Source organism: Mycobacterium sp. NGS59 (assembly GCF_059812345.1).
Genome location: NZ_JCALCN010000015.1, coordinates 1 through 24,879, shown reverse-complemented (window position 1 = coordinate 24,879; position 24,879 = coordinate 1). Strand labels below are relative to the sequence as shown.

Here is a 24,879-nt window from a genome sequence, read left to right as displayed (position 1 = left end):
CCCGAGGCGCCGCGGCAGGGTGGGTACCCATGACCCAATCGACTCAGGCTGTTATCAGCCGGCTTTCCCAGGAATTCGACGTCCTGTCGCGTCAGATGTCGCGAGTCTCCGGTGAGCTGGGCCAGCTCAATCGGCTGATCTCCGATCCCGCGGCCACACCCCCGCCGCCGCCGGCACCGGTATTCGTCCCGCCGCCAACGCCCGCCCAGGCCGTCCCCTACTGGCAGAACTACTGGCACGGTTGGGCACCAGCGGCAACCGCCCCGCGCCCCCCGCTACCACCGCGCCCATCCGCTCCCCCGCCCGCGCCCCCGCCGCCCGTCCCGTCGGACAACGCCGAATCCAATTGGATCGGCAAGCTGCTGGCCGTTGCCGGTGTGGCCGTCACGCTGATCGGCGTGGTCCTGCTGCTCGTCCTGGCGGCGCAGGCCGGCCTGCTGCGACCGGAAATCCGGGTCGCCGGCGGCTGCGCGTTGGCGACGGCACTCGTCGCTGTGGGCGCCCGGTTGCGTGGTCGTCCCGGCGGACGGGTCGGTGCGATCGCGTTGGCGGCCACCGGCATTGCCGCGGCCTACCTGGACGTGATCGCGGTCGTGACGATCTACAAATGGGTGCCCGCATCGATGGGGCTGGTGCTGGCCGCCGTCGTCGGCGGAGCGGGCCTGATCCTGGCCCGGCGGTGGAACTCCGAACATCTGGCGCTGCTCGTGCTGGTCCCGTTGATGGGCCTGGCGCCCGTGCTCACCCGCGGTGTCGACCTGCTTCTCGTCAGCTTCATGCTGGCACTGTCGGCCGCCGCGCTGCCGGTGCAGGTGGGCAAGGACTGGATCTGGATGCACGCTGCCCGGATGGCGGCGACGACGTTGCCGCTGTTGCTGGCGTTGGTAGCGGTCAGCAGGCACGACAACGCCTGGCTGGTCGGTGGCGCCTGCGGCGTCGCGGCCCTGCTCGCCATCGTCAGCGGCCTGGTCCTATTGCCCGGCACCACCCACGCGACGGCACTGGCGCTGGCGACCGCGGCGGGCACGCTGCCCGTACTGGCCAGCGCAGTCGGAGTCAATCACGTTCTGGCAGCTGTCCTTTCCGCGGCGCTGGCCGCCGGGATGCTCAGCGTCACCCTGCTCGGCAACCCGCCGCGTGTGGTCGGCCAGATTTGGTCGGCGTGGTCGGCGATCGCAGCGTTGATCGCTGTCACCGTCGCGTTCGACGGTTACGTGGCCGGCCCGTTGCTGCTTGCGCTGGCAGTCGCGGTCGGCATCGCCGGGCGCCGAGACGTCGTAGCACGCTGGGCTGCAGCGGGATTCGGCCTCATCGGTACCGGCCTGTTCTACAGTCACGCACCCCTGCGCGCGCTGGTGCGGGCCACCGCGATGCCGACTGCGGTGGCGGTGTCAACCCTGGCGGCCAGTCTGCTCGTCATCGCCGCGGCGGTCGTGTTGACCCGCGCCTTCCTAACTTCCGATGCCGCGGGTCTGCTCGTCGCGGGGGCGGGGTCGCTGATCGTCTATGCCGTCACCGCGTTCACGGTGACCGCCGGTGTGCTGATCGGCGGCACGGGCGGCGGCTTCCTCGCCGGACACATGGCGGCCACCATCTGCTGGATCGCCATGGCCGCAGCGCTTTTCGTCTACGCGCTGCGACGGGGACAGGACCACCGTCATGAGGCGGTCACCGCCGGACTGGCACTCACCGGGGCGGCCACCGCCAAGTTGTTCTTGTTCGACTTGGCCACGCTGGACGGCATATTCCGGGTGGCGGCGTTTATCGTCGTGGGCCTGGTGCTGCTGGGCATGGGTTCGGGTTACGCTCGCAGCCTCGCCTCGGCCCGCACTGAGATAGCCAGTTAACTGCCTTGCTCACCCAGATTGAGAATCTGCAGCCTGCGTGCGAGTGCAGCGCTGCAGATTTTCAATCTCGGGCGCTATCTAAGTGGCCGGGCTGAGCGTTCGCGCAGTGCGGTGAGCGTGCGGCGCTCCGCGACGTGCTCGGCCTCAGCGAGCGCCGCCGCCTCGTCCGCCGGATCGGCGCGCAGGAAGCTGCCACTACCGGGCCTGCCGCCAGCGCCCAGCTTGTTCATCTTCTTGGGCACCGGTGCCCGCTGATACTCGAGGGGCCTCGCGCCCAGTGGCTGATGCAGTTCGATGTAGGCGCCGTGCGGCAGCCGCTTGATGATGCCGGTCTCCACACCGTGTTCGAGCACCTCGCGGTCGCTGCGCTGCAACCCGACGCACCACCGGTAGGTGATGAAGTAGACCAACGGCGGCAGGATCACCATGCCGATCCGCCCGATCCAGGTGGTTGCGTTGAGCGAGATGTGGAACGTCAACGCGATGATGTCGTTCATCGCCGCCAGGGTCAGCACCAGGTAGAAGCTGATGGCCATCGCCCCAATCGCGGTGCGCACCGGCACATCTCGCGGCCGCTGCAGCAGATTATGGTGCGCAGTATCACCGGTGAAGCGCTTCTCGAGGAAGGGATAGCTGGTCAGCAGGACGAAGACCAACCCCATGATCAGCGCGACCCCGACGGTGGCCGGCACCGTGTAATGGCCGATGTAGATCTCCCAGGCCGGCCACAATCGCTGCAGGCCGTCCGGCCACATCATGTAGAAATCCGGCTGCGAACCGGCCGACACCTGAGAAGCCTTGTAGGGTCCCAGGTTCCAGATCGGATTGATCTGCAGCAGCCCGCCCATCAGGCCCAGCACGCCGACGATGCAGGTTAAGTAGGCGCCGGACTTGACCGCGAACGTCGGCATCACCCGCACGCCGACCACGTTGTGCTCGGTGCGCCGCGGTCCGGGGAACTGGGTGTGCTTCTGGAACCACACCAGCGCCACGTGCACCCCGATCAGCGCCAGGATGATCCCGGGCAGCAACAGCACGTGCAACGCGTACAACCGTGGGATCAGGATGGTGCCCGGGAAGTCACCGCCGAACAGTGCCCAGTGCAGCCACGTCCCAATCACCGGCAATCCCAACGTGATCGATGACAATGCAGCGCGCAGGCCGATGCCGGACAGCAGGTCGTCGGGCAGCGAATAGCCGAAGTATCCCTCGAACATGGCCAGGATCAGCAGCAGCGACCCGATCACCCAGTTGGCCTCGCGCGGTCGGCGGAACGCGCCGGTGAAGAACACCCGGGCCAGGTGCACCATGATCGACGCGGCGAAGAGCAGCGCGGCCCAGTGATGGACCTGACGCACGAACAGCCCGCCGCGCACTTCGAACGAGATGTTCAGCGTCGACTCGTAGGCTCGGGACATTTCCACGCCCCGCAGCGGCTGGTACACGCCGTCGTAGGTGACTTCGGTCATCGACGGGTCGAAGAACAGCGTCAGATAGATGCCCGTGATCAACAGGACGATGAAGCTGTACAAGGCGATTTCACCCAGCAGGAACGACCAGTGCGTGGGAAACACCTTGTTGAGCTGACGGCGCAGTGCGGCAGACGGGTGATACCGGGTGTCGATTTCTTCGAGGTCCACGGCGACCATCCCCTCATTACTACAATGTGTAGTACCACAAACTGTAGTACTTGAGGCCGCGGGAGTAAATAGGTGCGCGAGCAGACGCAGAATCGCACGAATTGCGCTCGCTCAGCGCGATTCTGTGTCTGCTCGCGAGAGGTAGCTAGGGACTGGTCTCCAGGATGGCGACGGCGGCCGCGGTGTCGGCCTCATGGGTGAGCGACACGTGGATCGTCACGTCGGCCAGATGCTTGGCGATCTCCCCGCTCAGCCGCACCCGCGGCCGACCCCACATGTCGGTGACCACCTCGATGTCACGGTGGATGTCCTCGGGCAACACCGGCCGCTGCGCGAACCGCGAACCCGACCACGCCTTGATCACGGCTTCCTTGGCCGCCCAGCGCGCGGCCAGGTGACGCGCCGCCGACGAGCTCTTGTCGGACGCGTCGCGGCGCTCACCCGGCGTGAAGGTCTCGGCGAACACCGTTCCCGGTTGGTCGACCTGCTCGGCGAAATCGGGAATGGACACAAGGTCGATCCCGATTCCGACGATGCCCATGGGTGGTGAGGTTAACTGATGTGCCGGCTTATTCCGCAGACACCTGGTAGGCCCCGCCCTCACCCAACCGGGCGGCCGCGCTCAGCAACATCGACGCCTCCTGCGGCTTCTCCGGGCCGCCGTGATCGAAGCGCCGGTCCGGCGGCCGCTGGTACATCGGCTCACCCCCGGCGATCGCCGAGGCCAGCCGGCGCCGACCGGCCAACAGGCGACTGTCCGCACGCTTCTGGTAATCCGCGCGCTCCGCGGGCTCCAACGAGGCGATGAACGCCTGCGGGTGCACCAGTGCCACCAGACCCGACACGTGGCCGAACCCGAGGCTGGTCAGCAGTCCTGCCTTGAGCGGGAATCTGTCCCCGAGGCGCAGCGTGTCGCGCAACCAGACGAAGTGCGCCGAGCCGGCCAGTTCGTCGTCGACGCAATCCAGGCTGCGGTTGGGTGGAATGACCCCGTCGCGCAGCATCTGGCACAGCCCCATCGTCTGGAACACCGCCGCGCCGCCCTTGGCGTGACCGGTCAGGCTCTTCTGCGACACCACGAACAACGGCGCACCTTCGGAGCGGCCCAACGAGTCGGCGAGCCGCTCGTGCAGTTCGGTCTCGTTGGGGTCATTGGCCAGCGTCGACGTGTCGTGCTTGGAAACCACCGCGATGTCATCGGCGGTCACGCCGAGCTTGGCCAGCGACCGCGCCAACTGCGAGTCCTTGCCACCGCGGCCCGCACCCAACGCGCCCAGGCCCGGGGCCGGGATCGAGGTGTGCACACCGTCCGCAAACGACTGCGCGTAGGCCACCACCGCGAGCACCGGCAGTCCCATCCGCTGGGCCAGGTCGCCGCGCGCGAGCAGGATGGTGCCGCCGCCCTGCGCCTCGACGAAGCCCAGCCGGCGCCGGTCGTTGGGCCGGGAGAACTTCGAGTCGTCGATGCCGCGGCCACGCATCATCGAGGTGTCGGCGGTGGCGGCCATGTCGCCGAAGCCGATGATGGCTTCCAGCGTCAGGTCGTCCACCCCGCCCGCGACCACGAGTTCGGCCTTGCCCAGCCGGATCTTGTCCACACCCTCCTCGACCGACACCGCTGCCGTCGCACACGCCGCGACCGGGTGGATCATCGAGCCGTAACTACCGACGTAGGACTGAATCACATGCGCGGCAACGACATTCGGCAGCACTTCCTGCAGGATGTCATTCGGCTTGTTACGGCCGAGCAGGTTGCCGTGATACATGGTCTGCATCGAAGTCATGCCACCCATGCCGGTGCCCTGGGTGCTGGCCACCAGGCTCGGGTGCACGTAGCGCATCACCTCGGCCGGGCTGAAGCCGGCGGACAGGAACGCGTCGACGGTGGTGACGATGTTCCACAGCGCCACCCGGTCGATCGACGTGGCCATGTCCGGGCTGATGCCCCAGACGGTCGGGTCGAATCCGGTGGGTATCTGCGCGCCGACGACGCGGGACAGCTTGGTCTTACGCGGCACCCGGATCTCGGTGCCGGCCCGGCGGGTGACCTGCCAGTCGCTGGAGTCGGGTGCCGGCTTGATCACCGTGTGCTCGGGGTCGAACTCGGCGAAGGACCGCGCCTCGGCTTCCGAGGACACGACGAAGCTGAAGTCCTTGTCCAGGAACACCGAGACCAGCAACGGCGACGCGTGGTCGGGGTCGATCGCGCCGTCGTCGACGAACTCGCGGATGCCGCAGCGCTCGACGACGGTGTCGTGGTAGCGCTCGACCAATTCGGACTCGTCGACCAGATCGCCGGATTGTGTGTCGTACCAACCCGGTTGGGGGTCGTCCTCCCAGCGGATCAGCCCGGTGGTCCAGGCCAGTTCCAGCACGCCGGCCGCGGACAGTTCGTTCTCGACCTCCATCTCGAAACGGGTGCGTGACGAGCCGTAGGGACCGAGTTCCGCACCGCCGACGATCACCACCAGGTCGGCGGGGTCGACGGCGAGGTCGTCCCACTGCGGGGGCGGCACCGGGGTGTAGCCGCGCGGCGGCGACGGCAGGGCCGCGATGGTGCCTTCGGCCGGAGCGTCATCAGTGGAGGTCGCCTCGGCGGACATCTCCTCACGCGCCTTGGCGGCCAGCTCTGCCATGTCCAGCTCGACTCCAGCCAGCCCACCGGTGAAGTCGGCCTTGATCGGCGCACTCGACGCGGCGACCTTGGATTCCACGTCGCACAGTCCGAGCAGCATCGCCGCCATCTCGTCGGTGGAATACGTTGTGACGCCAGCCTCTTCGACGGCGGTGACGATGGCGTCGTTGTGACCCATCAGTCCGGTACCGCGGGTCCAGCCGATCAGCGCGTGCGCCAGGCTGACCCGTTCGGCCCACGAGGTCTCGGCGTGCCAGCGAGTCACCACCGCATCCAGCGCCGACTTGGCTTCACCGTAAGCTCCGTCGCCACCGAACATTCCACGGTTGGGCGACCCGGGAAGCACCACGTGCAAACGTGAAGCGATGTCGCGTTCGGCGCCGATCTTCGACAGTCCGCTGATCAGCCGTTGCGCGGCCCACAGCAGCACCTTCATCTCCATCTCGGCGCGGGCACCGACCTCGGACAGATCCCCGACGACGCGCGGTGCGGCGAACGGGAACAACAACGTCGGGGTTTGTGCATCCTTGATGTGGATCGATTGCGGCCCAAGACTTTCGACCTGCTCCGTGCCGACCCACTCGACCAGGGCGTCGATGTCGGAGTAGGACGCCATGTTGGCCGGCACCACCCACAGCGCCGCACCGTAGCGGGCATGGTCGCGGTAGAGGTTGCGGTAGAACGCCAGTCGCTCGTCGTTCAACTTCGAGGTGGTGGCGACCACGGTGGCACCGCCGTCGAGTAACCGCGCGGCCACCGATGCAGCGATCGAACCCTTGGAAGCGCCTGTCACGACGGCGATTTCGCCGCTGTACGGCCCGGCGTCGGGGTTCTCGGCACCGGCGGCGATCCGTCCGTACAGCGAGGCGTGCACCTGCCGGCCCGCGGCCAGGGACTTACCCTGCCACCAGGTGGCCTGGGTCGCCACGACGTGTCCGGCACCTTCGAACCGCTCGGACAGACGCACCCAGTCGGCGTCGATGTCACCCTCGTCGGTGAGCCACAGCTTGACCAAATCCTCACGGGCACTGGCCCAGCGGTCGTCGAAGACGATCGCCTTCTTCGCGTCGAACACCGGTGCCACCAAACGTGGCCAATCCGCGCCCAATTCGGCGGTCACCAAGTCGATGAGCTCGGCGTCGGTGGCCGTCGGTGCTGTGCTCACCGGGTCGTCCAGGCCGAGCTGACCCAGCACCAATCGGGCGGCCGAAGCCAGCACGCCGTCACGGCCGGTGATCTGGTCGGCGAATTCGTTCAGCGCGGCCGAGTCGACCGTTGCACCGCCGCCACCGCCTGCCGAGGGCAGCGAAACCGACACGCCACGGCGCCCGGCGACGGCGGCCACCGCCGCATCGATGACCTTGTCCACCGCGGCCGCGTCGGCCAGCGCACCCTCGTGCAGGTGCCCCATCGCCCCGCCGCGCACGCTGGTCCCCTCGCGGGTACCGAGGGCGACCTCGACGGTGACGTGCTTGGCCCAACCCTCGCCCAATTCCCAGGTCTTGGTGACTCGTTCGGTGATCGCACCGGGCCGCTTGCCCGAGGGTCCGAACGCCGTACGCAGTTGGTCGTTGATCGCGTCGGAAAGCACTGGGCCGTATGGCTTGTAGGTGCGGGCCAGCTTGGTGACCTGCGCGCGCAGCCCGGCCAGGTCGGCCTCCGCGGCCCCGTCGATGGCGCCCAGGTTCAGCTCGGAGCCCAGGTCCACCAGCAGCTGGTTGCGCCGTGACGACGCACCGTCGGTGATCGATTCGATGGAGTCCAACGGCTCGATCTGGTCGATGCGCATCTTGGCCGAGATCGCGATCAGCGCGACGGTGGCGTCTGCGGCGTCGAAACCGATGTCCTCGGGGCGTGGGCCCCCGGACGGAGCGGCGGCGGGCGCCGGTGCCGGCGCGGCCTCGACGGGAGCGGCCGCCTCGGGCTCGGGAGCCGACTCGCTCACCGGCTCGTCGTCCGGCTCGGGGTCGGTGTCGGTGGCAAACAGCACCGCAGCGTCACGCTCGGCGTTGAGCACTTCGATTGTGCTGTGGGCGTATTCGGGCAGCTTCAAGGTGTTGGTGGCCAGTCCCGCCACCGTCGGCGCGGTCTTCACACCGATCTCGACGAAGCGCTCCACACCCAGGCCGCCGGCGGCTTCCTCGGTGAACAGCAGATCCTGCGTCTCGATCCAGCGCACCGGACTGGCGAACTGCCAGGCCAGCAACTCGATCAGGACGACGCGCGCCAGATCGCGCGGTCGCTCACGCCAGGCGTCGTAGTTCTCCAGGATCTCGTCGAGCGGTTCGGCGGGGACCAGATCCCGGATCTCCTGGATGAAGTCGCGGTCCAGTGTGAACGGCCGCGGCACCAGGTTGGGGATGTAACGCCCGATGATCACCTCGGGATCCTTGTCGCGCGGCATCAACCGCTCCAGTGACCGCCGGAATTCGTCCACACCGACGCGCAGCACCCGGGAGTGGAACGGCACGTCGACACCCGGAACCAGAATGAAAGAGCGCTTGCCGCCGGTGATTTCGCGTCGCCGCTCTACTTCAGCCTCCAGCTCCTTCAATCCGCGCACCGTGCCGGCGATCGCGTACTGCGAGCCGCGCAGGTTGAAGTTGACGATCTCAAGAAATTCGCCAGTACGAGCCGCGATGTCGGCGACGAACTGCGTGACTTCGTCGTCCGGCAGGTCGATCTGGGACGGCCGGATGGCGGCCAGCCGGTAGTTGGACCGGCCCAACTCGTCGCGGGGCACGATGTCGTGCATCTTCGAACCGCGGTGGAACACCGCCTCCAGCAACGCATCCAGTTCGAAAACGCCGCTGACACAGGCCAGCGCGGTGTACTCCCCGACCGAGTGGCCGCAGGTGATCGCACCGTCGACGAACGCACCTTGCTCACGCATCTCGGCGACCTGCGCGGCGGCCACCGTCGCCATCGCCACCTGGGTGAACTGCGTCAGGAACAGCACGCCGTCGGGGTGGTGGTAGTGCACGCCGCTGGCGATGATGCTGGTGGGGTTGTCCCGCACCACGTGCAGCACCGAGAAGCCCAACGTGTCGCGGGTGAACTTGTCCGCCTCGTCCCACACCTTGCGGGCCGTCTTGGAGCGCGCCCGTACGTCCATGCCCATGCCTTTGTGCTGGATGCCCTGGCCGGGGAACGCATAGACCGTCTTGGGCGAGGCCAGCCGGGCACTGGCCGACATGACCAGCTCCGAGCCGACCTTGGCGGTGACCTCCAGAACCTCTGCGCCCAAGTCGATTCCGACCCGCTCGACGCGGAAGTCCACCTCGTCACCGGGCAGCACCATGCCCAGGAACCGAGCGGTCCAGCCGACCAGCCGCGCCGGCGGGCGCGCCTGCCCGTCGGTCGCGGTCACCGCGTGCTGCGCGGCGGCCGACAGCCACATGCCGTGCACGATCGGCGAACCCAGCCCGGCGAGCAGCGCCGCGGGCTTGTCGGTGTGGATCGGGTTGTGGTCCCCGGACACCACGGCGAACGGGCGCATGTCGACCGGGGCGCCGACGGTGACGTCGCGGCGGCGCCGGCGCGGGGTGTCGGTGGCGTTCTCCGAGACCGCGCCACCGGCCCGGGCCGGGTCGGCGAGTTCGGCGGTACCGGTGCGGCCCAGGATCGCGAAGCGCTCCTCGAGCGCGGCGATGATCGCGCCGTCGCTCCCGGTCACGGTGACCGACACCGGCACCACACGGCCCATGTCGGTGTCGGTGGCCTCGGCAGCCGTTGCGACGACGGTCAATTCGGCGTCGACAGTGGGCAACTGGGCGGACAGCCGAACGGCGTGGTCCAAGTGCACCAGGCTGAGTAGGCCCTCCACCACCGGCACCCCGGTCTCGGTCAGCGCGGCACCGATCGCGGCGAAGACCGCCGGCCAGCAGTGACCGACGAGCGCGTCGGGCACGGTGGTCAGGCTGGGCGCCAACGGCTCACCGAAGGTGGCCGTGACGCCGGTGTGGTCGGCGACCCGTTCGGGGTCCCAGGCCACGGTGAGCGTGGCCGAACCGTCCTGCACTGCCGGCAGCGACGCGGGGCCGTCGACGCCGGCCGCGATGGCCAGCACACAACGCATGGCCGCGCTGGCGTCCTCGGTGGACACCACCGGGATGCCGCCGTCAACGGTGTTGGGCGGCAACGTGAACGGGATTTCGATCCAGGTGCCGGATACCGGCACACTGAGCACGACCCCGTCGCCCTCGGACTTCACCGCGAGCCTGGCTCCGGTGGATGTGTGTGTGGCGGTGCGGTTTTCGTGCACCTGCCAGTCGCCGGGCGCGGCGATCCGGTGCACCGGGTTGGTGGTGGTGCGGCCGGCCCACACCACGTCGGGTGCGTCGAGCACGGCGGCCAGCGGTCCGCGGACATCGGGGCGGCCCAGCCGTCGCGAGGTCACGTCGGTGGGCTCCATGCCGGTGGCCAGCACGTCGTCGATCGCGGCCTGCTCGAAACGGTCCAGCAGCTCACCGACGGGTTCGTCGACCCGGGTGATGCCCGACACCGCGGCGGGGCCGGGGATGATGCACACCTGGTCGGCGTCGTAGCGCGCGTCGTGCGCCTGCCACAGGGAGTCACTGCGCCACCAGCGCCGCACGTCCTTGTCGATGACCGGGACGAAGTTGACCGGCTTGCCCAGCGTCTTGCACAAGGTGACGAAGAACGGCACGTCGGCGGGATGCAGCTGGACCGTCTCGGCGTCCGGGTAGTGCGCAACCAGCGCGGTGATGGCCTGCTCGGGGTTCTCCAGCACCGCGGTGTCGGAGAAGAGCGTCTCGATCGGGCCGGATTCCTTGGCGTGCAACCGCGCTTCGGTGCGCTTGAGCATTTCCTCGAACCGGTCGCGCCAGGTGTCGGCCAGCCACGGGCTGCCGGGTGCGGCGGTGTCGGCGGTCGAATTGCCTTCTCCGATGGCAAGTTCCACGTAGCGGCGCAACCACTGCAGGTACGTCATGTCCGCGACGTCGCCGAAATACGGCTTGGCGGTCTTGGCCATCGCGGCGATGATCTCGTCGCGGCGTTCGGCGACCGCGTCCGCGTCACCGGCCACCTCGTCGAGCAGCTGCCCGCACCGGGATGCGCTGTTGTCGATCTCGTGGATGTCGGCGCCGAGCTGGCTGCGGCTGGAAGCCATGCCGCCCTGGGCTTTTCCGGCGCTGATCCACTGGTCGGTGCCCTGGATGTCGACGAGCATCTGCTTCACCGAGGGTGAGGTGGTGGACTCCAGCGTCGCCATCGCCGCGGTGCCGACCAGGATGCCGTCGATCGGCATCGACGGGAAGCCGTAGGCCTTCGCCCACCGACCGGACAGGTACTCCGCGGCCCGCTCCGGGGTGCCGATGCCGCCGCCGACGCAGACGGTGATGTTGGCGCGCGAACGCAGCTCCGAGTAGGTCGCCAGCAGCAGGTCGTCGAGGTCTTCCCACGAGTGGTGACCGCCGGCGCGGCCGCCCTCGACGTGCATGATCACCGGCTTGGTGGGCACCTCGGTGGCGATGCGGATCACCGAGCGGATCTGCTCGACGGTCCCGGGCTTGAACACCACGTGGCTGATGCCGATGTCGTTGAGTTCTCCGATCAGGTCGACGGCTTCCTCGAGTTCGGGGATACCGGCACTGACCACCACGCCGTCGATCGCCGCGCCGGACTGGCGGGCCTTCTGCACCAGTCGCTTGCCGCCCAACTGCAGCTTCCACAGGTAGGGATCTAGGAACAGCGCGTTGAACTGGTAGGTGCGGCCCGGCTCGAGCAACCCGGAGAGCTGCTGGACGCGGTCGGCGAAGATCTCCTCGGTGACCTGACCGCCCCCGGCCAACTCGGCCCAGTGCCCGGCGTTGGCCGCGGCGGCGACGATGTTGGCGTCGACGGTGGTCGGGGTCATGCCGGCCAGCAGGATCGGCGAGCGGCCGGTCAGCCGGGTGAACTTGGTCGACAGCTTGACGCGGCCGTCGGGAAGCCGCACCACGGTCGGCGCGTAGCTCGACCAGGCTCGGGCCACCTCCGGCGTGGCTCCGACAGTGAACAGGTTGCGCTGGCCGCCCCGGGTTGCCGCGGGCACGATGCCGATGCCCAGGCCGCGGATCACCGGGGCGGTCAGCCGGGTCAGGATGTCCCCCGGTCCCAGGTCGAGAATCCAGCGGGCTCCGGCGTCGTGCACCTGGGTGATCTCGTCGACCCAGTCCACCTTGCGGACCAGGATGGCTTCGGCCATCTCCCGGGCCAGCGCGACGTCCAGACCCACCTTCTCTGCCCAGCGACCGACGATCTCGATGCCGTCGGCCAGCCGCGGGGTGTGGAAACCGACCTCGACCTTGACCGGCTCGAAGACCGGCGCGAAGACGTCGCCGCCGCGCAGCTTGTTCTTGCGCTCGGCTTCTTCCTTCTCGGAGATCTGGTTGCAGTACAGCTCGAAGCGGGACAGCTGCTCGGGAGTTCCGGTGATGACGACGGAGCGGCGTCCGTTGCGGATGGACAGCACCGGCGGGAGCACGGTGCGTACGTCCTGGGCGAACTCGTCGAGCAGCCGTCCGATGCGTTCCGGGTCGGCGTTGGTGACCGAGACCATCGGCGGGCGGTCGCCGAGTACCGAGATTCCCCGTCGGCGGGCGACGAGCGTTCCGGCGGCACCGACGAGTTGGGCGATGGCGAACAGCTCGACATCACGGGCGCCGCCTGCCTTGAGCGCCTCGACGGCCAGCACACCTTGGGAATGTCCGGCAACGGCAACCGGCGGGGTTTCGACCAGGTCCATGCCTTGCCGGCCCAGCGCGCGAATGGCCGCGACCTGGGTGAGCAGCACGCCCGGCACGGACACAGCCGCCGACGTCAGGTGCTTCTCCGACGGGACGGCATCTTCGGCCGCCAGCGCGCGGACCCACTGCAGCGGTTCGAAGCCGATGGGACGTACCACGACCAGTTCTCTTGCGACCGGCTCGAGCAGCAGCTCGACCTCACCGGCCAGTGTCGCCAACTCGGATTCGATGCCGGCCCCGGAGACCAGCTCTTCCAGGGTCTCCAGCCAGGCACTGCCCTGACCCCCGAACGCGACGGCGTACGGCTCGCCGGCTGTCAGACGATCAACCAGAGCATGGGTGTTGTGTGGGCCGCTGCCGTCACGGTCAGCGGAAACCCTGTCGTGCTCGTGGATCGTCACCTTTTGTCTCCCTACATGCGTCTCTGCGTCTGGCTGCGTCGACCGGTTCCGGGACCCGTCCCCCGCCGAGTGCCTGGCAACTTCGGGCGATTCCGCGTCGAATCACAGCCGTAGTCGTCTGACCGGTGCTGCGTATGGGCGGCGGCACGTCGTCGAGCGGGGCCATGCGCTGCACGCGGTCCTAATAAGGGTGTCATGTGAATCTCTACGAATTCTTGGAGGTGATTGGTTACTGGCGAGTTCTACGCGCGGGTAACCGTGTCGTGGGTAACACCACGTTTGGCCACCGATGCTGACGTTGCCGACAAACGTCCTGCATGCAGGTGGTTACGGTTGAGTAGCTATAACGTCGCTGTTCAAGGCAGTATTGTTACCAAATCGTTATCTCAAAAATTTCGCCCTCGGCCGTCGCGTATTTCCGCGCCCGCCGGCCGGCTGCGCATCCGTCCGTCCGCGAGCTGAGCGAACGAGTGTTTGCTGGAATGCCTGCTAAAAACTCTCAGCAGTCTTAATAAGTGGTCCGGGTCACGCCCACTGGCCGAACTGGGGCTTGAGGATCTCGTTGATGTCGACGCCCACCCCGCCGACTGTGCGCTTGTCTATTTCGACCTGGTGCAGATGCGCCGCGGGGTGGGTGTAGCCCTGGGGGGATCCCCAGTTGTGCTGCCAGAAGAAGGTGCCCAGTCCGTCGTTGACCGCCCAGTCGATGGTTTTCGAGTTGGCGTACACCCCGGTGCGCTGATGTCCCACGACCGACTCCCAGGACCGCAGATACGGCACGATCTGGTTCTTGTACTGCTCGTATGACGGGTTGTCGTCGATCGAGGCGTAAATAGGAGCATTGGAGGGACCTCCGGCAGCCGCGTGCAACTCCATCCCACGTTTGGCGTGTTGCACGCCGGCGGCCGCACCGCCCAGCCAATCCGAGGTGCTGCCCTTGCCGAATTGATAGCAGGACACGATCTTGAGGCCGCTGCCGTGCAGGTCGCGCGCCTCGGCCAGCTGGATGGGCTTGCCGAGCATCCACGCGCCGCCGGGCCTGCGGTCCGAAACGTACCGGATTGCCCCGATCGCGCCGGCCGCCCTGATCTCGCTGGCGGGGATGACGCCTGCCGCGTAGTCCAGCAGCGTGCCGAGCGAGCCAGAAGCTGTAGGCGCGGCCACCGACGCCGCTGCGCCCAGGGCCAGCAGGCCGGGAGCCGTGGCCGCGATCCTGAGCACGTCGCGACGAGAGACCGGCATAGGCCAGAGGGTACGACACAAACATCACAAGACACGGCGGCCACACCAGTCACTGCGCATTTGATTGACTCTGCGCACAGGGCGCCAAAGTGCGAGTAACCCGCACCCTCAGCGCAGACTCAACGCCCGCGCCGACACAGCACGCCTGGCTGCCGGGCACCTCCAGTTGACTCTGCGCAGAGGGCGCCAAAGTGCGAGTAACCCCCACCCTCAGCGCAGACTCAACGCCCGAAGGCGACACAGCACGCCTGGCCTGCCGGGCACCTTCAAGTTGACTCTGCGCACAGGGCGCCAAAGTGCGAGTAACCCCCACCCTCAGCGCAGACTCAACGCCGCGAAGGCGTGCTGCGACGCGCCTGTCACTATAAAGTTAGTAAAGTTAGCTTCGGGCATGCGCGAACAGGGGCTCCGATGGATCACGACCAGCTGATCGACCTCGCCCGCCGTGCGCTGAAACTGGCGCGCGACAAGACAACCGATCTCGCGCCGACCACACACCGCGTCGCCGCGGCCGAGTACACCTCCCGCGAGCGGCATGACCGTGACCGGGCAATGGTGCTCAACAGCCCGCAACTGGTCGGCTATGTCTCCGAACTGCCACGGCCGGGCGCCTACTGCACGAAGACCGTGCTGGGCCGGTCGATCCTGCTGACCCGCACGGGAGACGGTTCGGTCAAGGCCTTCGACAACGTCTGCCTGCACCGGCAGTCCCAGGTCGCCTCCGGATGCGGGGTCGCCAAGCGGTTCACCTGTCCCTACCACGCCTGGACGTACGACAACACCGGCCGTCTGGTCGCGGTGCCGGGCCGCGAGGGTTTCCCCGACACCACGCCGAAGTCCGACGGGCTGACCGAGCTACCGGCCACCGAATTCGCCGGATTTCTCTGGGTGGCACTGGTTCCCGGCGCGACGCTGGATGTGACGGCGCACCTGGGACCGCTGGCCGACGAACTCGACTCGTGGGGCATCGGACGCTGGTCTCCCCTGGGCGAGAAGGTGCTCGACACCCCAATCAACTGGAAACTGGCGGTGGACACCTTCGCGGAGAATTATCACTTCGCCACCGTGCACGAGAACACCTTCGCGACGATCGCCCGCAGCAACTGCACGGTGTTCGACGCCTACGGGCCGCATCACCGACTGATCTTCCCGCTCAACACGATTCTGGACCTGGAGAACGTCCCCGAGGACAAGTGGGTTCCGTTCAACAACCTGGTCGTCATCTACGCGATCTTCCCCAACATCGTCATCTCGGTGACGATGGCCAACGGCGAGTTGTTCCGGGTGTATCCCGGCGACCGGCCCGGCCGGTCGATCACCGTGCATCAGAACTCCACTCCCCTGGACATCTCCGACGAATCCGTGGCAGCCGGCGCGCACGCTGTCTTCGAGTATGCGCACGCCACCGTCCGCGACGAGGACTACAAGTTGGTGGAGGCGTTGCAGACGAACCTCGAATCCGGTGCGCGAGAACACCTTCTGTTCGGCCGCAACGAGCCGGGGTTGCAGCACCGGCACATCGCTTGGGAACAGGCGCTGTCAGCCCGTTGACAATGCGGTGATCAGATCGTCGAGAATCGTTGCCAGCGTGTCTTTTTGAGCGCTGCGCAGTTTGTCCGCCGATGCCACGGCCTCATCGCGTCGGCCGGCGGCCACCAGCACAGAGATCTCATCCACCGCGGCCCGCAGTCTCGGATCGTCCACTGCGGTTTCCAGTACCTGCAGCAGTTCCCAATCCCGGTACAGCGCCAGCGAACGTTCGTTGAAGGCGAAGGCGGTCACTTGCTCACCGGCCAAGGTTCCATGGTATCGGTACGGGCCCTCCATGTACTCGATCGGCAGGCCGTGCGCCGGCGCGGGCACCAACGGCTCGCCGACGATGTCCAATTGCAGTGCGGCGCAGGTGATCCTGTGGCGGTCGGGCAGGTACCGGGCCTTGGCGGGCGGGCGAATCAGCGACCGGATCGACTCCGGCCATCGGACGTAGCTGTCGACGACGACGTCGAAGTCTTCGATGCACTGCGGCGGAGTCCCGTCGGGATAGCTGGTCGTGATCCCGGTAAACGGCTGCAGCGCATTGCCTTCGGTGCGCAGGAACTGCCGCCAGATGCTCATGTCGACCCCGTTGTCGAAGTTGATGGTGCGCCATTCGTGGGATCTGGTGCGCGGCGGCTCGCCGGTGCCTCCGCCGGCGTATTTGGGGAACCACTGCCGGTCGACGTGCCCGCTGGTGCCCTCGACTCGTTCGTCGCGTTCGCCCCAGCGCAGCGTCCCCGTCATCGCCATACCGGTTTGGAAGTAGGAGTAGGTGTCGTCCTGGCCGAAGCAGGCGATCTTGCCGTTGTGGACCGAGGCGCCCAGCGGGGTCGGCGACCGAGTCGGGGTGACGTGTAGGTCCAGCCGCATGGGCTGCCCGTGCTGGTCGGTGCCCAGCAGGCTGACGTCGTAGGTGTAGGGCCGCAACTTCCCGTCGGCATCGCGTGATGCCGTCCAGGTGGCGGTGCCCGAGCCGGTGTCATACTCCAGCCCCAGATACCCGACCGCGCTGGACAGTTTGGGCTCGGCGCCCGGTTCCATGCTGGCCGGCGGCATGTCGTAATCGGTGAAGGTGCCGTACTCCCCGGTGTCCAGGTCGAACAGTGCCAGCGTGTAGAAGTCGGCGACGATCGATCCGCCGGGGCGGTTCCTGTTGAAAATGGTCAGGAACGCAAACGACCGACCGGTCTCGGCACTCAGTTCACCGGCGATGAACCAGGTGTCGGACTCCTGGCCGGGATGCTGACCCTCGGCGGCGGGGAAATCGAGTTGCTCGTCACCAGCGACGAGCCGGAACGGATAGCTGCGCCAATCAGTCGTCACGTTCCACGCCTCATCCCCGCTTTTTTGGCAATGTTAACATCAATAGCGAAAATGACCGTCTGCTTGCCCTGAGGTGGTGCCCCGATGACGGCGAACCCCCGCTCGTACGACGAGTTGTTCATCGGTGGCCACTGGCGCAAACCGGCTGCATCCGAACGTCTTTCGGTGATATCCCCGCATACCGAGGAACCGATCGCTCAGGTCCCCGCCGCCGGACCCGACGATGTGGAGGCTGCTGTCGCGGCCGCACGACGGGCATTCGACCACGGCCCGTGGCCGCGACTGTCTCCGCAGGAGCGGATGCGCAAGGTCGAGGAACTGGCCGGCGTCTACGGCCGTCACATCGACGAAATGGCCGATCTGATCACCGCGCAAATGGGCTCACCGCGCAGCTTCAGCAGGCTGGGCCAGGCGGCGGGGGCCGCCTCGATGATCCATCTGGCGCTGGCGACCGCACGCGATTTCCCGTGGGAGGAGCGACGCCGCGGCGTGCTCGGCGAGGCGCATCTGCGGCGCGCCCCGGTGGGCGTGGTCGGCGCGATCGTCCCGTGGAACGTGCCGCAATGCCTGATCATGCCCAAGCTGATCCCCGCGCTGCTCGCGGGCTGCACGGTGATCATCAAGCCGGCACCCGAAACCCCTTTGGACGCCTTGTGGTTGGCCGAGATGATCGAACAGATCGATCTGCCCGAGGGCGTGGTGTCGGTCATCACCGGCGGCCCGGAGATCGGCGAGGCGTTGGTGCGGCATCCCGGCGTGGACAAGATCGCCTTCACCGGTTCCAGCGCCACCGGTCGCCGCATCGCCGCGCTGTGTGGTGAGCAGCTGAAGCGGGTGAGCCTGGAGCTCGGCGGCAAGTCGGCGGCGATCGTGCTGGACGACGCCGACATCGGCAAGACCGTCGCCGGACTGAAGACCGCCGGCCTGATGAACAACGGCCAGGCCTGCGTCGCGCAGACCCGCATCCTGGTCAGCGAACGCCGCCACGACGAACTCGTCGAGGCGCTGGCCGACATGATGACGACGATGACCGTCGGGGATCCCGCCGACGAGAAGACCGATATCGGACCCCTTGTCGCACAACGACAACAACAACGGGTGCAGGACTTCATCCGGTCCGGGCAACAACAGGGCGCGCGACTGGTGGTCGGCGGCGACAACAACCCCGAACCGCGTGGCTGGTACGTGCGGCCCACGCTGTTCACCGACGCGTCCAACGACATGCGCATCGCCCGCGAAGAGATCTTCGGCCCGGTCCTGACGGTGCTCACCTACACCGACGAGGACGACGCAGTCCGGATCGCCAACGACAGTGACTACGGATTGGCCGGTTCGGTGTGGACGGCCGACACCACGCACGGTCTCGAGATCGCGGGGCGGGTGCGTACCGGCACCTACGGCATCAACATGTACATGCTCGACATCAGCACCCCGTTCGGGGGTTTCAAACATTCGGGGCTCGGGCGCGAGTTCGGCCCCGAGGGGCTGCACGAATATGTGGAGTTGCAGTCGATCGCGTGCAACGGAAAGCTACCTCCGCTACCCAGCTGAGCTATGCCGCCAGCACCTCGAGAGTGACCTCGGCGGGACAGCAGAGCTCTCCGCGTTGGTTATAGACGTCGACCTTCAGGTCGATCAGAAATTGTGAATCATCACCAGAAGTGTTGCAGCGCTTGGCGATAACGTTTCCGCGGCCGATCATCGTGTCGCCGGCATAGATCGAGCCCAACAGCGACATCTTGCGTCGCAGGACTCGACTATAGGGACCCGCCCAGTCCGTGCCTACCCGGTCGACGAAGCCGGCGATATGCATCGTGTTGACGAAGATCGTCGGATGACCTTGAAGCTCCGCATATTCCGGATCGAAGTGCGCGGGGAAATAGTCCCAGGTCGCGCCCGCGTTCATCACCACGCGTTCGTAGCTGATCTCGTCCACGACATCAGGCAGTTCGACGGGGACGATCAACCCATGCCAGTCGAACCGGCGCTCGTGCGGTCCATCAGTCATCCGTCACCTCCCGCGGGTTGAAGCGGAACAGAGTATTGCGGTTCAGCGCGACCACGGCCCCGTCGTCGCGTCGGAAAGTGTCCAGCGTCTGAACGAAATGTCCGACACCGAGTTTGGTGGTTCTCTCCGCCGACACCGACACCACCTCCTCTACGATCGAGAGTCGATCGCCTTCGACCACCGGGATCAGGAACTCGGCTTCGTTGGACGCGTTGACAAAGGTCTTGCCCGGCAAGGGAACCCGGATCGCCAGTCCAGCCGCCGGCCGCTCACCGTCAGCGGACCACGGCTGCGGAATCAGCCAGCCCATCAACAACGCGGGCGGACCGACCAGCCCGCCCCACGTCCGGGTCGCGAAGTCCGGGTCCCAGTACGCCGGATTGCTGTCGCGCACGAGCGCGGCGAAGTGCTGGATCCGCGCCCCGCTGACCGCAGTTCCCGCCATCCTGGCCTCGGTGCGAAAACCCACCATCTTCAGCGCGTCCTCGTAGGTCCCGAACGCGTACCTGTAATTGATGTCCTCAGCCATCGACCGTCAGAGTATCTCCTACGTGCCGTCGTTGCCGGGGGCGCCGGGGGGGCCGGGGGGGTTTCCAGAGCCACCGACGGAACCGGAGCCGCCGGCGCCACCGGCGCCTTTCTGACCGTCCGCCCCGTTGCTCCCGTTGCCACCTGCGCCGGTGCCGGCCAGGCCGCCCTCGCCGTACCACGCTCCATCGGCGCCATCCGTGCCGCTACCGCCAGCACCGCCGAAGCCTGACAGGCTGTCACCGCCATCACCGCCACCGCCCCCGCGTCCGCCGGTGCCGCCGTTACCACCAGTGCCGCCGTCAGCGCCATGGCTACGGGGATCTCCCGCGATACCGTTGCCACCATCGCCGCCGAAGCCGCCGTAGCCACCACTGCCGGCAATGCCGCCCGACCCGCCCTCACCGCCAGTGCCGGTCCCATTGGCCGCGCCGCCGGACCCGCCGCGACCGCCGGTGCCACCGGTGCCGCCGACTCCGCCGTTGCCACCGCGCGCGCCGTCTTCGGCGTACTGCGAGGGAGAGTTGCCGCCGTGGCCACCGTTGCCACCCTTGCCGGCGTCGCCGGCATTGCCGCCACGACCGCCGTCCCCTCCGTCGCCTGACCCCAGTGCCTGGCCGCCGGTGCCGCCGATGCCGCCGGCACCACCCTTGCCGCCGACCCCACCGTCACCGCCGACGCCGGTATGGGGGTCGGCGCCAATGGTGAGGCCGAAGCTGGTGCCGCCGTTGCCGCCGTCGCCGCCATCGCCTCCGGTGCCGCCGTCGCCGCCGCTGCCGCCATTACCCAAGATGGCACCGCCAGCACCGCCGGCACCGCCATTGCCGCCGGCAAAGCCGTTGGAGCCGTCCCCGCCGCGGCCGCCGGGGTCTCCATCACTACCGGTGGTGCCTAGTGAGCCGGACCTGCCGGCCGTGCCGTTACCGCCTGCACCGCCATCGCCACCGTTGCCGACCACCCCGCCGTTACCACCCGCACCGCCGTTGCCGGCGCCGCCACCACCACCGTCACTACCAGCACCACCGTTGCCGCCGTTACCGGACGGGCCGGCCGCCGGCGCACCATCGCCGCCGTTACCGCCGGCACCGCCGCCACCCCCGGCACCATCGGCACCCGTGGCCGCTTGAATGGGATTGTTGGCTTCGCCACCCACGCCGCCGACGCCGCCGATAGCACCTGCAGTGCCGTCGGCGCCGGTGCCGCCGTTACCGGCGAGGCCGGAGGCGGAGTCGCCGCCGTTCCCGCCCCGGCCGCCGAGACCTCCGGCACCACCAGTACCGCCGACACCGCCGGCCCCGTTAGCTGAAAGGTCGGAATGCCCACCGTTACCGCCCTTGCCGCCTACACCGGCTCCGCCCGCGCTGCCACCGTTGCCGCCAGCACCGCCGGTGCCTGATCCGAGGGCCGCGCCGCCGGCTCCGCCGAGGCCGCCGGTACCGCCCGCCCCGCCGGTGCCGCCGGCGCCCGCTGTACCACCGGGGCCGAAAACGGAGGTCCCGCCGTCGCCGCCGAGCCCGCCGACCCCGCCTGCGCCAGCCGACCCGCCGAGACCGCCAGCCCCGCCGTTGCGTGTCCCTTGGGCCGCGCCGCCAGCGCCGCCAATACCGCCGACTCCGCCGTTGCCGCCGGTCCCGCCGCCACCCCCGGTGCCACCGGTATCGGTGGAGTTATTTTCGCCGGTGCCGCCGCCACCGCCGGCACCACCGTCACCGCCGCTGCCGCCGTTGCCGCCGTTGCCGCTGTTGCCAGAGATCGCTCCGCCCAAGCCGCCGGCACCGCCGTTGCCGCCGTTGCCGCCCGTGGTGCCGGCACCTCCGGCGGTGCCCGCACCGTTGACGCCGTGTGCGCCAGTGGCGCCGGTACCGCCACCGCCGCCGTTACCGCCGTTGCCGCCGTTGCCGACCGACCCAGCGTTTCCACCGGCTCCACCATTGCCGCCGTTACCGCCGTTGCCACCGCTGCCACCGCCGGAGCCACCGTGACCGCCGTTACCGGAGATCGCGCCGCCCGCGCCACCGTTGCCGCCGCCGCCGCCGGTGCCACCAGCTGAGTAGCCGCCGACTCCGCCTGCACCGCCGTTGCCGACCGACGCGACGTCACCTCCTAGCCCGCCGTATCCACCACCGGCGACGCCACTCCCGCCGGCACCACCGTCACCACCGTTTCCGGAGATCACACCGCCGCCGCCGCCATTGCCGCCGCCGCCGCCGACGCCGCCGGTGGCGCCGCTGTTACCGCCGTTACCGCCGCGGCCACCGTTACCGACCGACCCGCCGTCACCGCCGGTCCCGCCGTCACCGCCGTCACCGGCACCGAGTCCGACACCGCCGCCGCCGCCGTTACCACCGTTACCGGACGGGCCGGCCGTTGCGGCACCGTTGCCGCCGTCGCCGCCCGCCCCTCCAGCGCCCCCGGCAGCGGACGTACCCACGGCGCCTTTGGCACCGTCGCTACCCGACACCACACCACCCGTGCCGCCAGACCCGCCTTGGCCGCCAGACCCGCTGGCGCCGGCGTGGCCGCCATCAGCACCGTCCCCGGCGGCCCCGCCAGCGGAGTCACCGCCGCGGCCACCGGCACCACCGCTGCCTCCCATTCCGGAATCGCCGCCGGCACCGCCGTTGCCGCCGTCGCCGGTGCCACTTTGGTCGCTCCCACCGGTCCCACCGAAACCGCCGTCACCGCCGGCCGACCCCGTACCGCCGGCACCGCCGACCCCGCCGACACCGGACCCGTTGGCCGCCCCGCCGGCACCGCCAGCCCCGCCGGCCCCGGCGTTACCGCCACCACCACCGGCAGCGCCGGACCCGCCCGAGGAGCCCTCGGCGAATACGCCGTTGTTGCCGCCGTTCCCGCCGTCGCCGCCAAGTCCGCCCTGGCCGGCGGCACCGCCGGCACCGCCGGCACCGCCGTTGCCCGACCCCAGCGCGGTGCCGCCAGCGCCCCCAGCACCAGCGTTGCCGCCGTCGCCGCCGGCACCGCCAACCCCGCCCGGGTTACCGGAGCTGAAAAGGCCACCCGAATCGCCGGAGCCACCATTGCCACCGGTTCCGCCACTACCGCCGTTACCGCCGGCCCCGCCGTTGCCTCCGTTACCTGAGATCGCGCCACCCAGGCCACCGGCCCCGCCGTTGCCGGCGCTGCCGCCTATGGTGCCGGCACCGCCCGCGGTGCCGGTCCCGACGCCGCCGGAGGTGCCGGCAGTACCGGAAGCGCCGTTGCCTCCGACACCGCCCTGCCCGCCGTTGCCCACCGACCCGCCGTTACCGCCGGCCCCGCCATTGCCGCCTTGCCCACCGAGGACGCCCTGGACGCCGTTCGCGCCGTGGCCGCCTTGGCCGCCGTTGCCACCGCTGGTCGCCGCCGCACCCGCACTGCCGGTGGCGCCGTCGCTGCCACCCGTACCGCCGCTGCCAACCAATCCGCCGTCACCGCCGGCACCGACAGCACCGGGATTACCGCCATCACCACCACGCCCCCCGTCGGGAACACCACTAGCGCCGGAACCACCCGAGCCACCGTCGCCGGCTTTACCCGCCGCGCCGCCGGTACCGCCGTTGCCGCCGGTGCCGTTGATACCCGCGCTGCCCGAACCACCCGCAGCGACGCCGCCGGCATTACCCCCGGCGCCGCCGACACCACCGACCCCGCCGTCGCCACCAGCACCGCCGTTCTGTCCTGCTGCGCCCGCAGTGTCGGCCGCCGCACCATCCACACCGTCCCCACCAGCCCCGCCGCCGCCACCGGTCCCGCCGAGCCCGCCGGTCCCGCCGTCACCGCGCAACGACCCACCTAAGCCGCCAGTACCACCGGCACCACCGGCACCACCGGCACCACCATTGGCACCCGGATCGCCGGAATTGACCCCGCCTGCACCGACCGCGCCTGTCGCGCCGTTGCCACCGGCGCCACCGGTGCCACCGGTGCCCAGGTTGCCGCCGTTGCCGCCCGACCCGCCTTGCCCACCCGTGCCGGGCAGATCACCCGGCGCCGGGACGGTCGCACTGCCACCCTTACCGCCGGCGCCACCATTGCCCGAGGTCCCGGTCGGCAACTGACCAGCCGCGCCCTTGGCACCAGTGGCGCCACCGCCGCTGTCGCCACCGGCACCGCCCTGGCCCACCGCGCCCGCGTCGCCACCATTGCCGCCGGCACCACCCGCACCTCCAGTGGCCGCGTCGATCCCGGCACCGCCGGTACCGCCGTCGCCGCCGGCGCCGGCAGTGCCGCCCGCACCGCCGGTGCCGCCGACCCCGTGGGCCCCGTCGCTGTATCCGGCAGCCTGATGCCCGCCGCCGACGCCGCCGGCACCACCCAGCCCGCCGGTACCACCGGCACCGCCGTCACCACCGTCAAACCCGATTCCGCCGGCCGTGACCGCGTCCGCCCCATCGACACCGGCCCCGCCGGTGCCACCGACCCCGCCGGTCCCGCCCCTGCCGCCGTTCCCGCCGTCACCGCTCAGTGCGCCACCCAGACCGCCGGTCCCGCCGGCACCACCCCTACCGCCCACCCCGCCGACCCCGCCCGGGTCGTCAGGGTTGACCCCATCCACCCCGGCCGCGCCAGTCGCACCATCACCGCCCGCACCACCGGCGCCGCCATTGCCGCGGTTGCCGCCGGCACCGCCCGCGCCACCGTCGCCGCCACTAGCGCCGGCCGCGGCGGCATGAGAACCCGCCCCGCCGGCGCCACCGTTACCCATCACCCCGGTCGGGGTGGCCCCGGCCACGCCATCATTGCCCACACTGCTACCACTGCCGCCCGTGCCGCCCGCGCCGCCGAATCCGGTGTTGCCACCAGCCCCACCAGCCCCACCCTGACCCGTGAGCGAGCCGCCAGAGGCCCCGTCACCGCCGTCACCAGGGGTCGCGCCGTTACCGCCGTTGCCGGCGTTACCGCCGGCACCCGAGACCGCTGCGGTGCCATCAGCGGCCTGTCCGCCGACCCCACCGGCACCACCATTA

11 protein-coding genes are annotated in these 24,879 nt (G+C 69.1%); 3 read left to right on the top strand and 8 right to left on the bottom strand.

Annotation, left to right across the window (positions count from 1 at the left end; all coding sequences use genetic code 11):
* Positions 1-29: 29 nt before the first annotated feature.
* The gene (locus AC5Y46_RS16880; RefSeq protein ID WP_499945659.1) at positions 30-1,847 is read left to right on the top strand and encodes a DUF2339 domain-containing protein; all 1,818 of its coding nucleotides are present in this window, start codon (positions 30-32) and stop codon (positions 1,845-1,847) included.
* A 74-nt stretch (positions 1,848-1,921) separates the two neighbouring features.
* On the opposite strand, the gene qcrB is transcribed toward AC5Y46_RS16880, so the two are convergent.
* From qcrB to AC5Y46_RS16860, 4 genes are all read right to left on the bottom strand, one after another.
* Positions 1,922-3,487 carry a cytochrome bc1 complex cytochrome b subunit gene (qcrB, locus tag AC5Y46_RS16875; RefSeq protein WP_499945660.1) on the bottom strand — a complete coding sequence of 522 codons (1,566 nt, stop codon included), beginning with the start codon at positions 3,485-3,487 and terminating at the stop codon, positions 1,922-1,924.
* 145 nt (positions 3,488-3,632) lie between these two features.
* A complete protein-coding gene (gene acpS, locus AC5Y46_RS16870; RefSeq protein ID WP_499945661.1) occupies positions 3,633-4,028 on the bottom strand; it encodes a holo-ACP synthase AcpS in 396 nt (131 codons plus the stop codon).
* Between the two features lie 28 nt (positions 4,029-4,056).
* Positions 4,057-13,275, bottom strand: coding sequence for a fatty acid synthase subunit beta domain-containing protein (locus AC5Y46_RS16865; protein WP_499945662.1), 9,219 nt, complete (start codon positions 13,273-13,275; stop codon positions 4,057-4,059).
* A 525-nt stretch (positions 13,276-13,800) separates the two neighbouring features.
* Positions 13,801-14,517 carry a DUF1906 domain-containing protein gene (locus tag AC5Y46_RS16860; RefSeq protein ID WP_499945663.1) on the bottom strand — a complete coding sequence of 239 codons (717 nt, stop codon included), beginning with the start codon at positions 14,515-14,517 and terminating at the stop codon, positions 13,801-13,803.
* Between the two features lie 411 nt (positions 14,518-14,928).
* Between AC5Y46_RS16860 and AC5Y46_RS16855 the strand changes: the two genes are divergently transcribed.
* Positions 14,929-16,068, top strand: a complete 1,140-nt coding sequence (locus AC5Y46_RS16855; RefSeq protein ID WP_499992323.1) for an aromatic ring-hydroxylating oxygenase subunit alpha — start codon at positions 14,929-14,931, stop codon at positions 16,066-16,068.
* Here the strand turns inward: AC5Y46_RS16855 and AC5Y46_RS16850 are convergent.
* Entirely contained in the window at positions 16,057-17,376 is a 1,320-nt protein-coding gene (locus tag AC5Y46_RS16850; RefSeq protein ID WP_499992322.1) for a lipocalin-like domain-containing protein, read from the bottom strand. The two genes, AC5Y46_RS16855 and AC5Y46_RS16850, sit on opposite strands and share 12 nt — an antisense overlap.
* 84 nt (positions 17,377-17,460) lie before the next feature.
* Here AC5Y46_RS16850 and AC5Y46_RS16845 point away from each other — a divergent pair, with 84 nt between their 5' ends.
* Positions 17,461-18,927, top strand: a complete 1,467-nt coding sequence (locus AC5Y46_RS16845) for an aldehyde dehydrogenase (RefSeq protein ID WP_499992321.1) — start codon at positions 17,461-17,463, stop codon at positions 18,925-18,927.
* Position 18,928: 1 nt separating this feature from the next.
* On the opposite strand, the gene AC5Y46_RS16840 is transcribed toward AC5Y46_RS16845, so the two are convergent.
* Genes AC5Y46_RS16840 through AC5Y46_RS16830 form a run of 3 tightly spaced genes read right to left on the bottom strand, consistent with a single transcriptional unit; the run spans position 18,929 to position 24,617 of the window.
* Positions 18,929-19,384 (bottom strand): MaoC/PaaZ C-terminal domain-containing protein, encoded by a 456-nt coding sequence (locus AC5Y46_RS16840; RefSeq protein WP_499992320.1) that lies wholly within the window; start codon positions 19,382-19,384, stop codon positions 18,929-18,931.
* Positions 19,377-19,913 carry an FAS1-like dehydratase domain-containing protein gene (locus AC5Y46_RS16835; protein WP_499992318.1) on the bottom strand — a complete coding sequence of 179 codons (537 nt, stop codon included), beginning with the start codon at positions 19,911-19,913 and terminating at the stop codon, positions 19,377-19,379. The genes AC5Y46_RS16840 and AC5Y46_RS16835 overlap by 8 nt, the downstream gene beginning before the upstream one ends.
* Positions 19,914-19,931: 18 nt before the next feature.
* Positions 19,932-24,617 (bottom strand): PE family protein, encoded by a 4,686-nt coding sequence (locus AC5Y46_RS16830; protein ID WP_499992366.1) that lies wholly within the window; start codon positions 24,615-24,617, stop codon positions 19,932-19,934.
* Positions 24,618-24,879: the final 262 nt, after the last annotated feature.

Coding starts and splice junctions, on each gene's coding strand:
- AC5Y46_RS16860 (WP_499945663.1), bottom strand. CDS start 14,517: ATGCCGGTCTCTCGTCGCGACGTGCTCAGGATCGCGGCCACGGCTCCC.
- acpS (WP_499945661.1), bottom strand. CDS start 4,028: ATGGGCATCGTCGGAATCGGGATCGACCTTGTGTCCATTCCCGATTTC.
- AC5Y46_RS16830 (WP_499992366.1), bottom strand. CDS start 24,617: ATGGGTAACGGTGGCGCCGGCGGGGCGGGTTCTCATGCCGCCGCGGCC.
- AC5Y46_RS16880 (WP_499945659.1), top strand. CDS start 30: ATGACCCAATCGACTCAGGCTGTTATCAGCCGGCTTTCCCAGGAATTC.
- AC5Y46_RS16840 (WP_499992320.1), bottom strand. CDS start 19,384: ATGACTGATGGACCGCACGAGCGCCGGTTCGACTGGCATGGGTTGATC.
- AC5Y46_RS16855 (WP_499992323.1), top strand. CDS start 14,929: ATGGATCACGACCAGCTGATCGACCTCGCCCGCCGTGCGCTGAAACTG.
- AC5Y46_RS16835 (WP_499992318.1), bottom strand. CDS start 19,913: ATGGCTGAGGACATCAATTACAGGTACGCGTTCGGGACCTACGAGGAC.
- AC5Y46_RS16845 (WP_499992321.1), top strand. CDS start 17,461: ATGACGGCGAACCCCCGCTCGTACGACGAGTTGTTCATCGGTGGCCAC.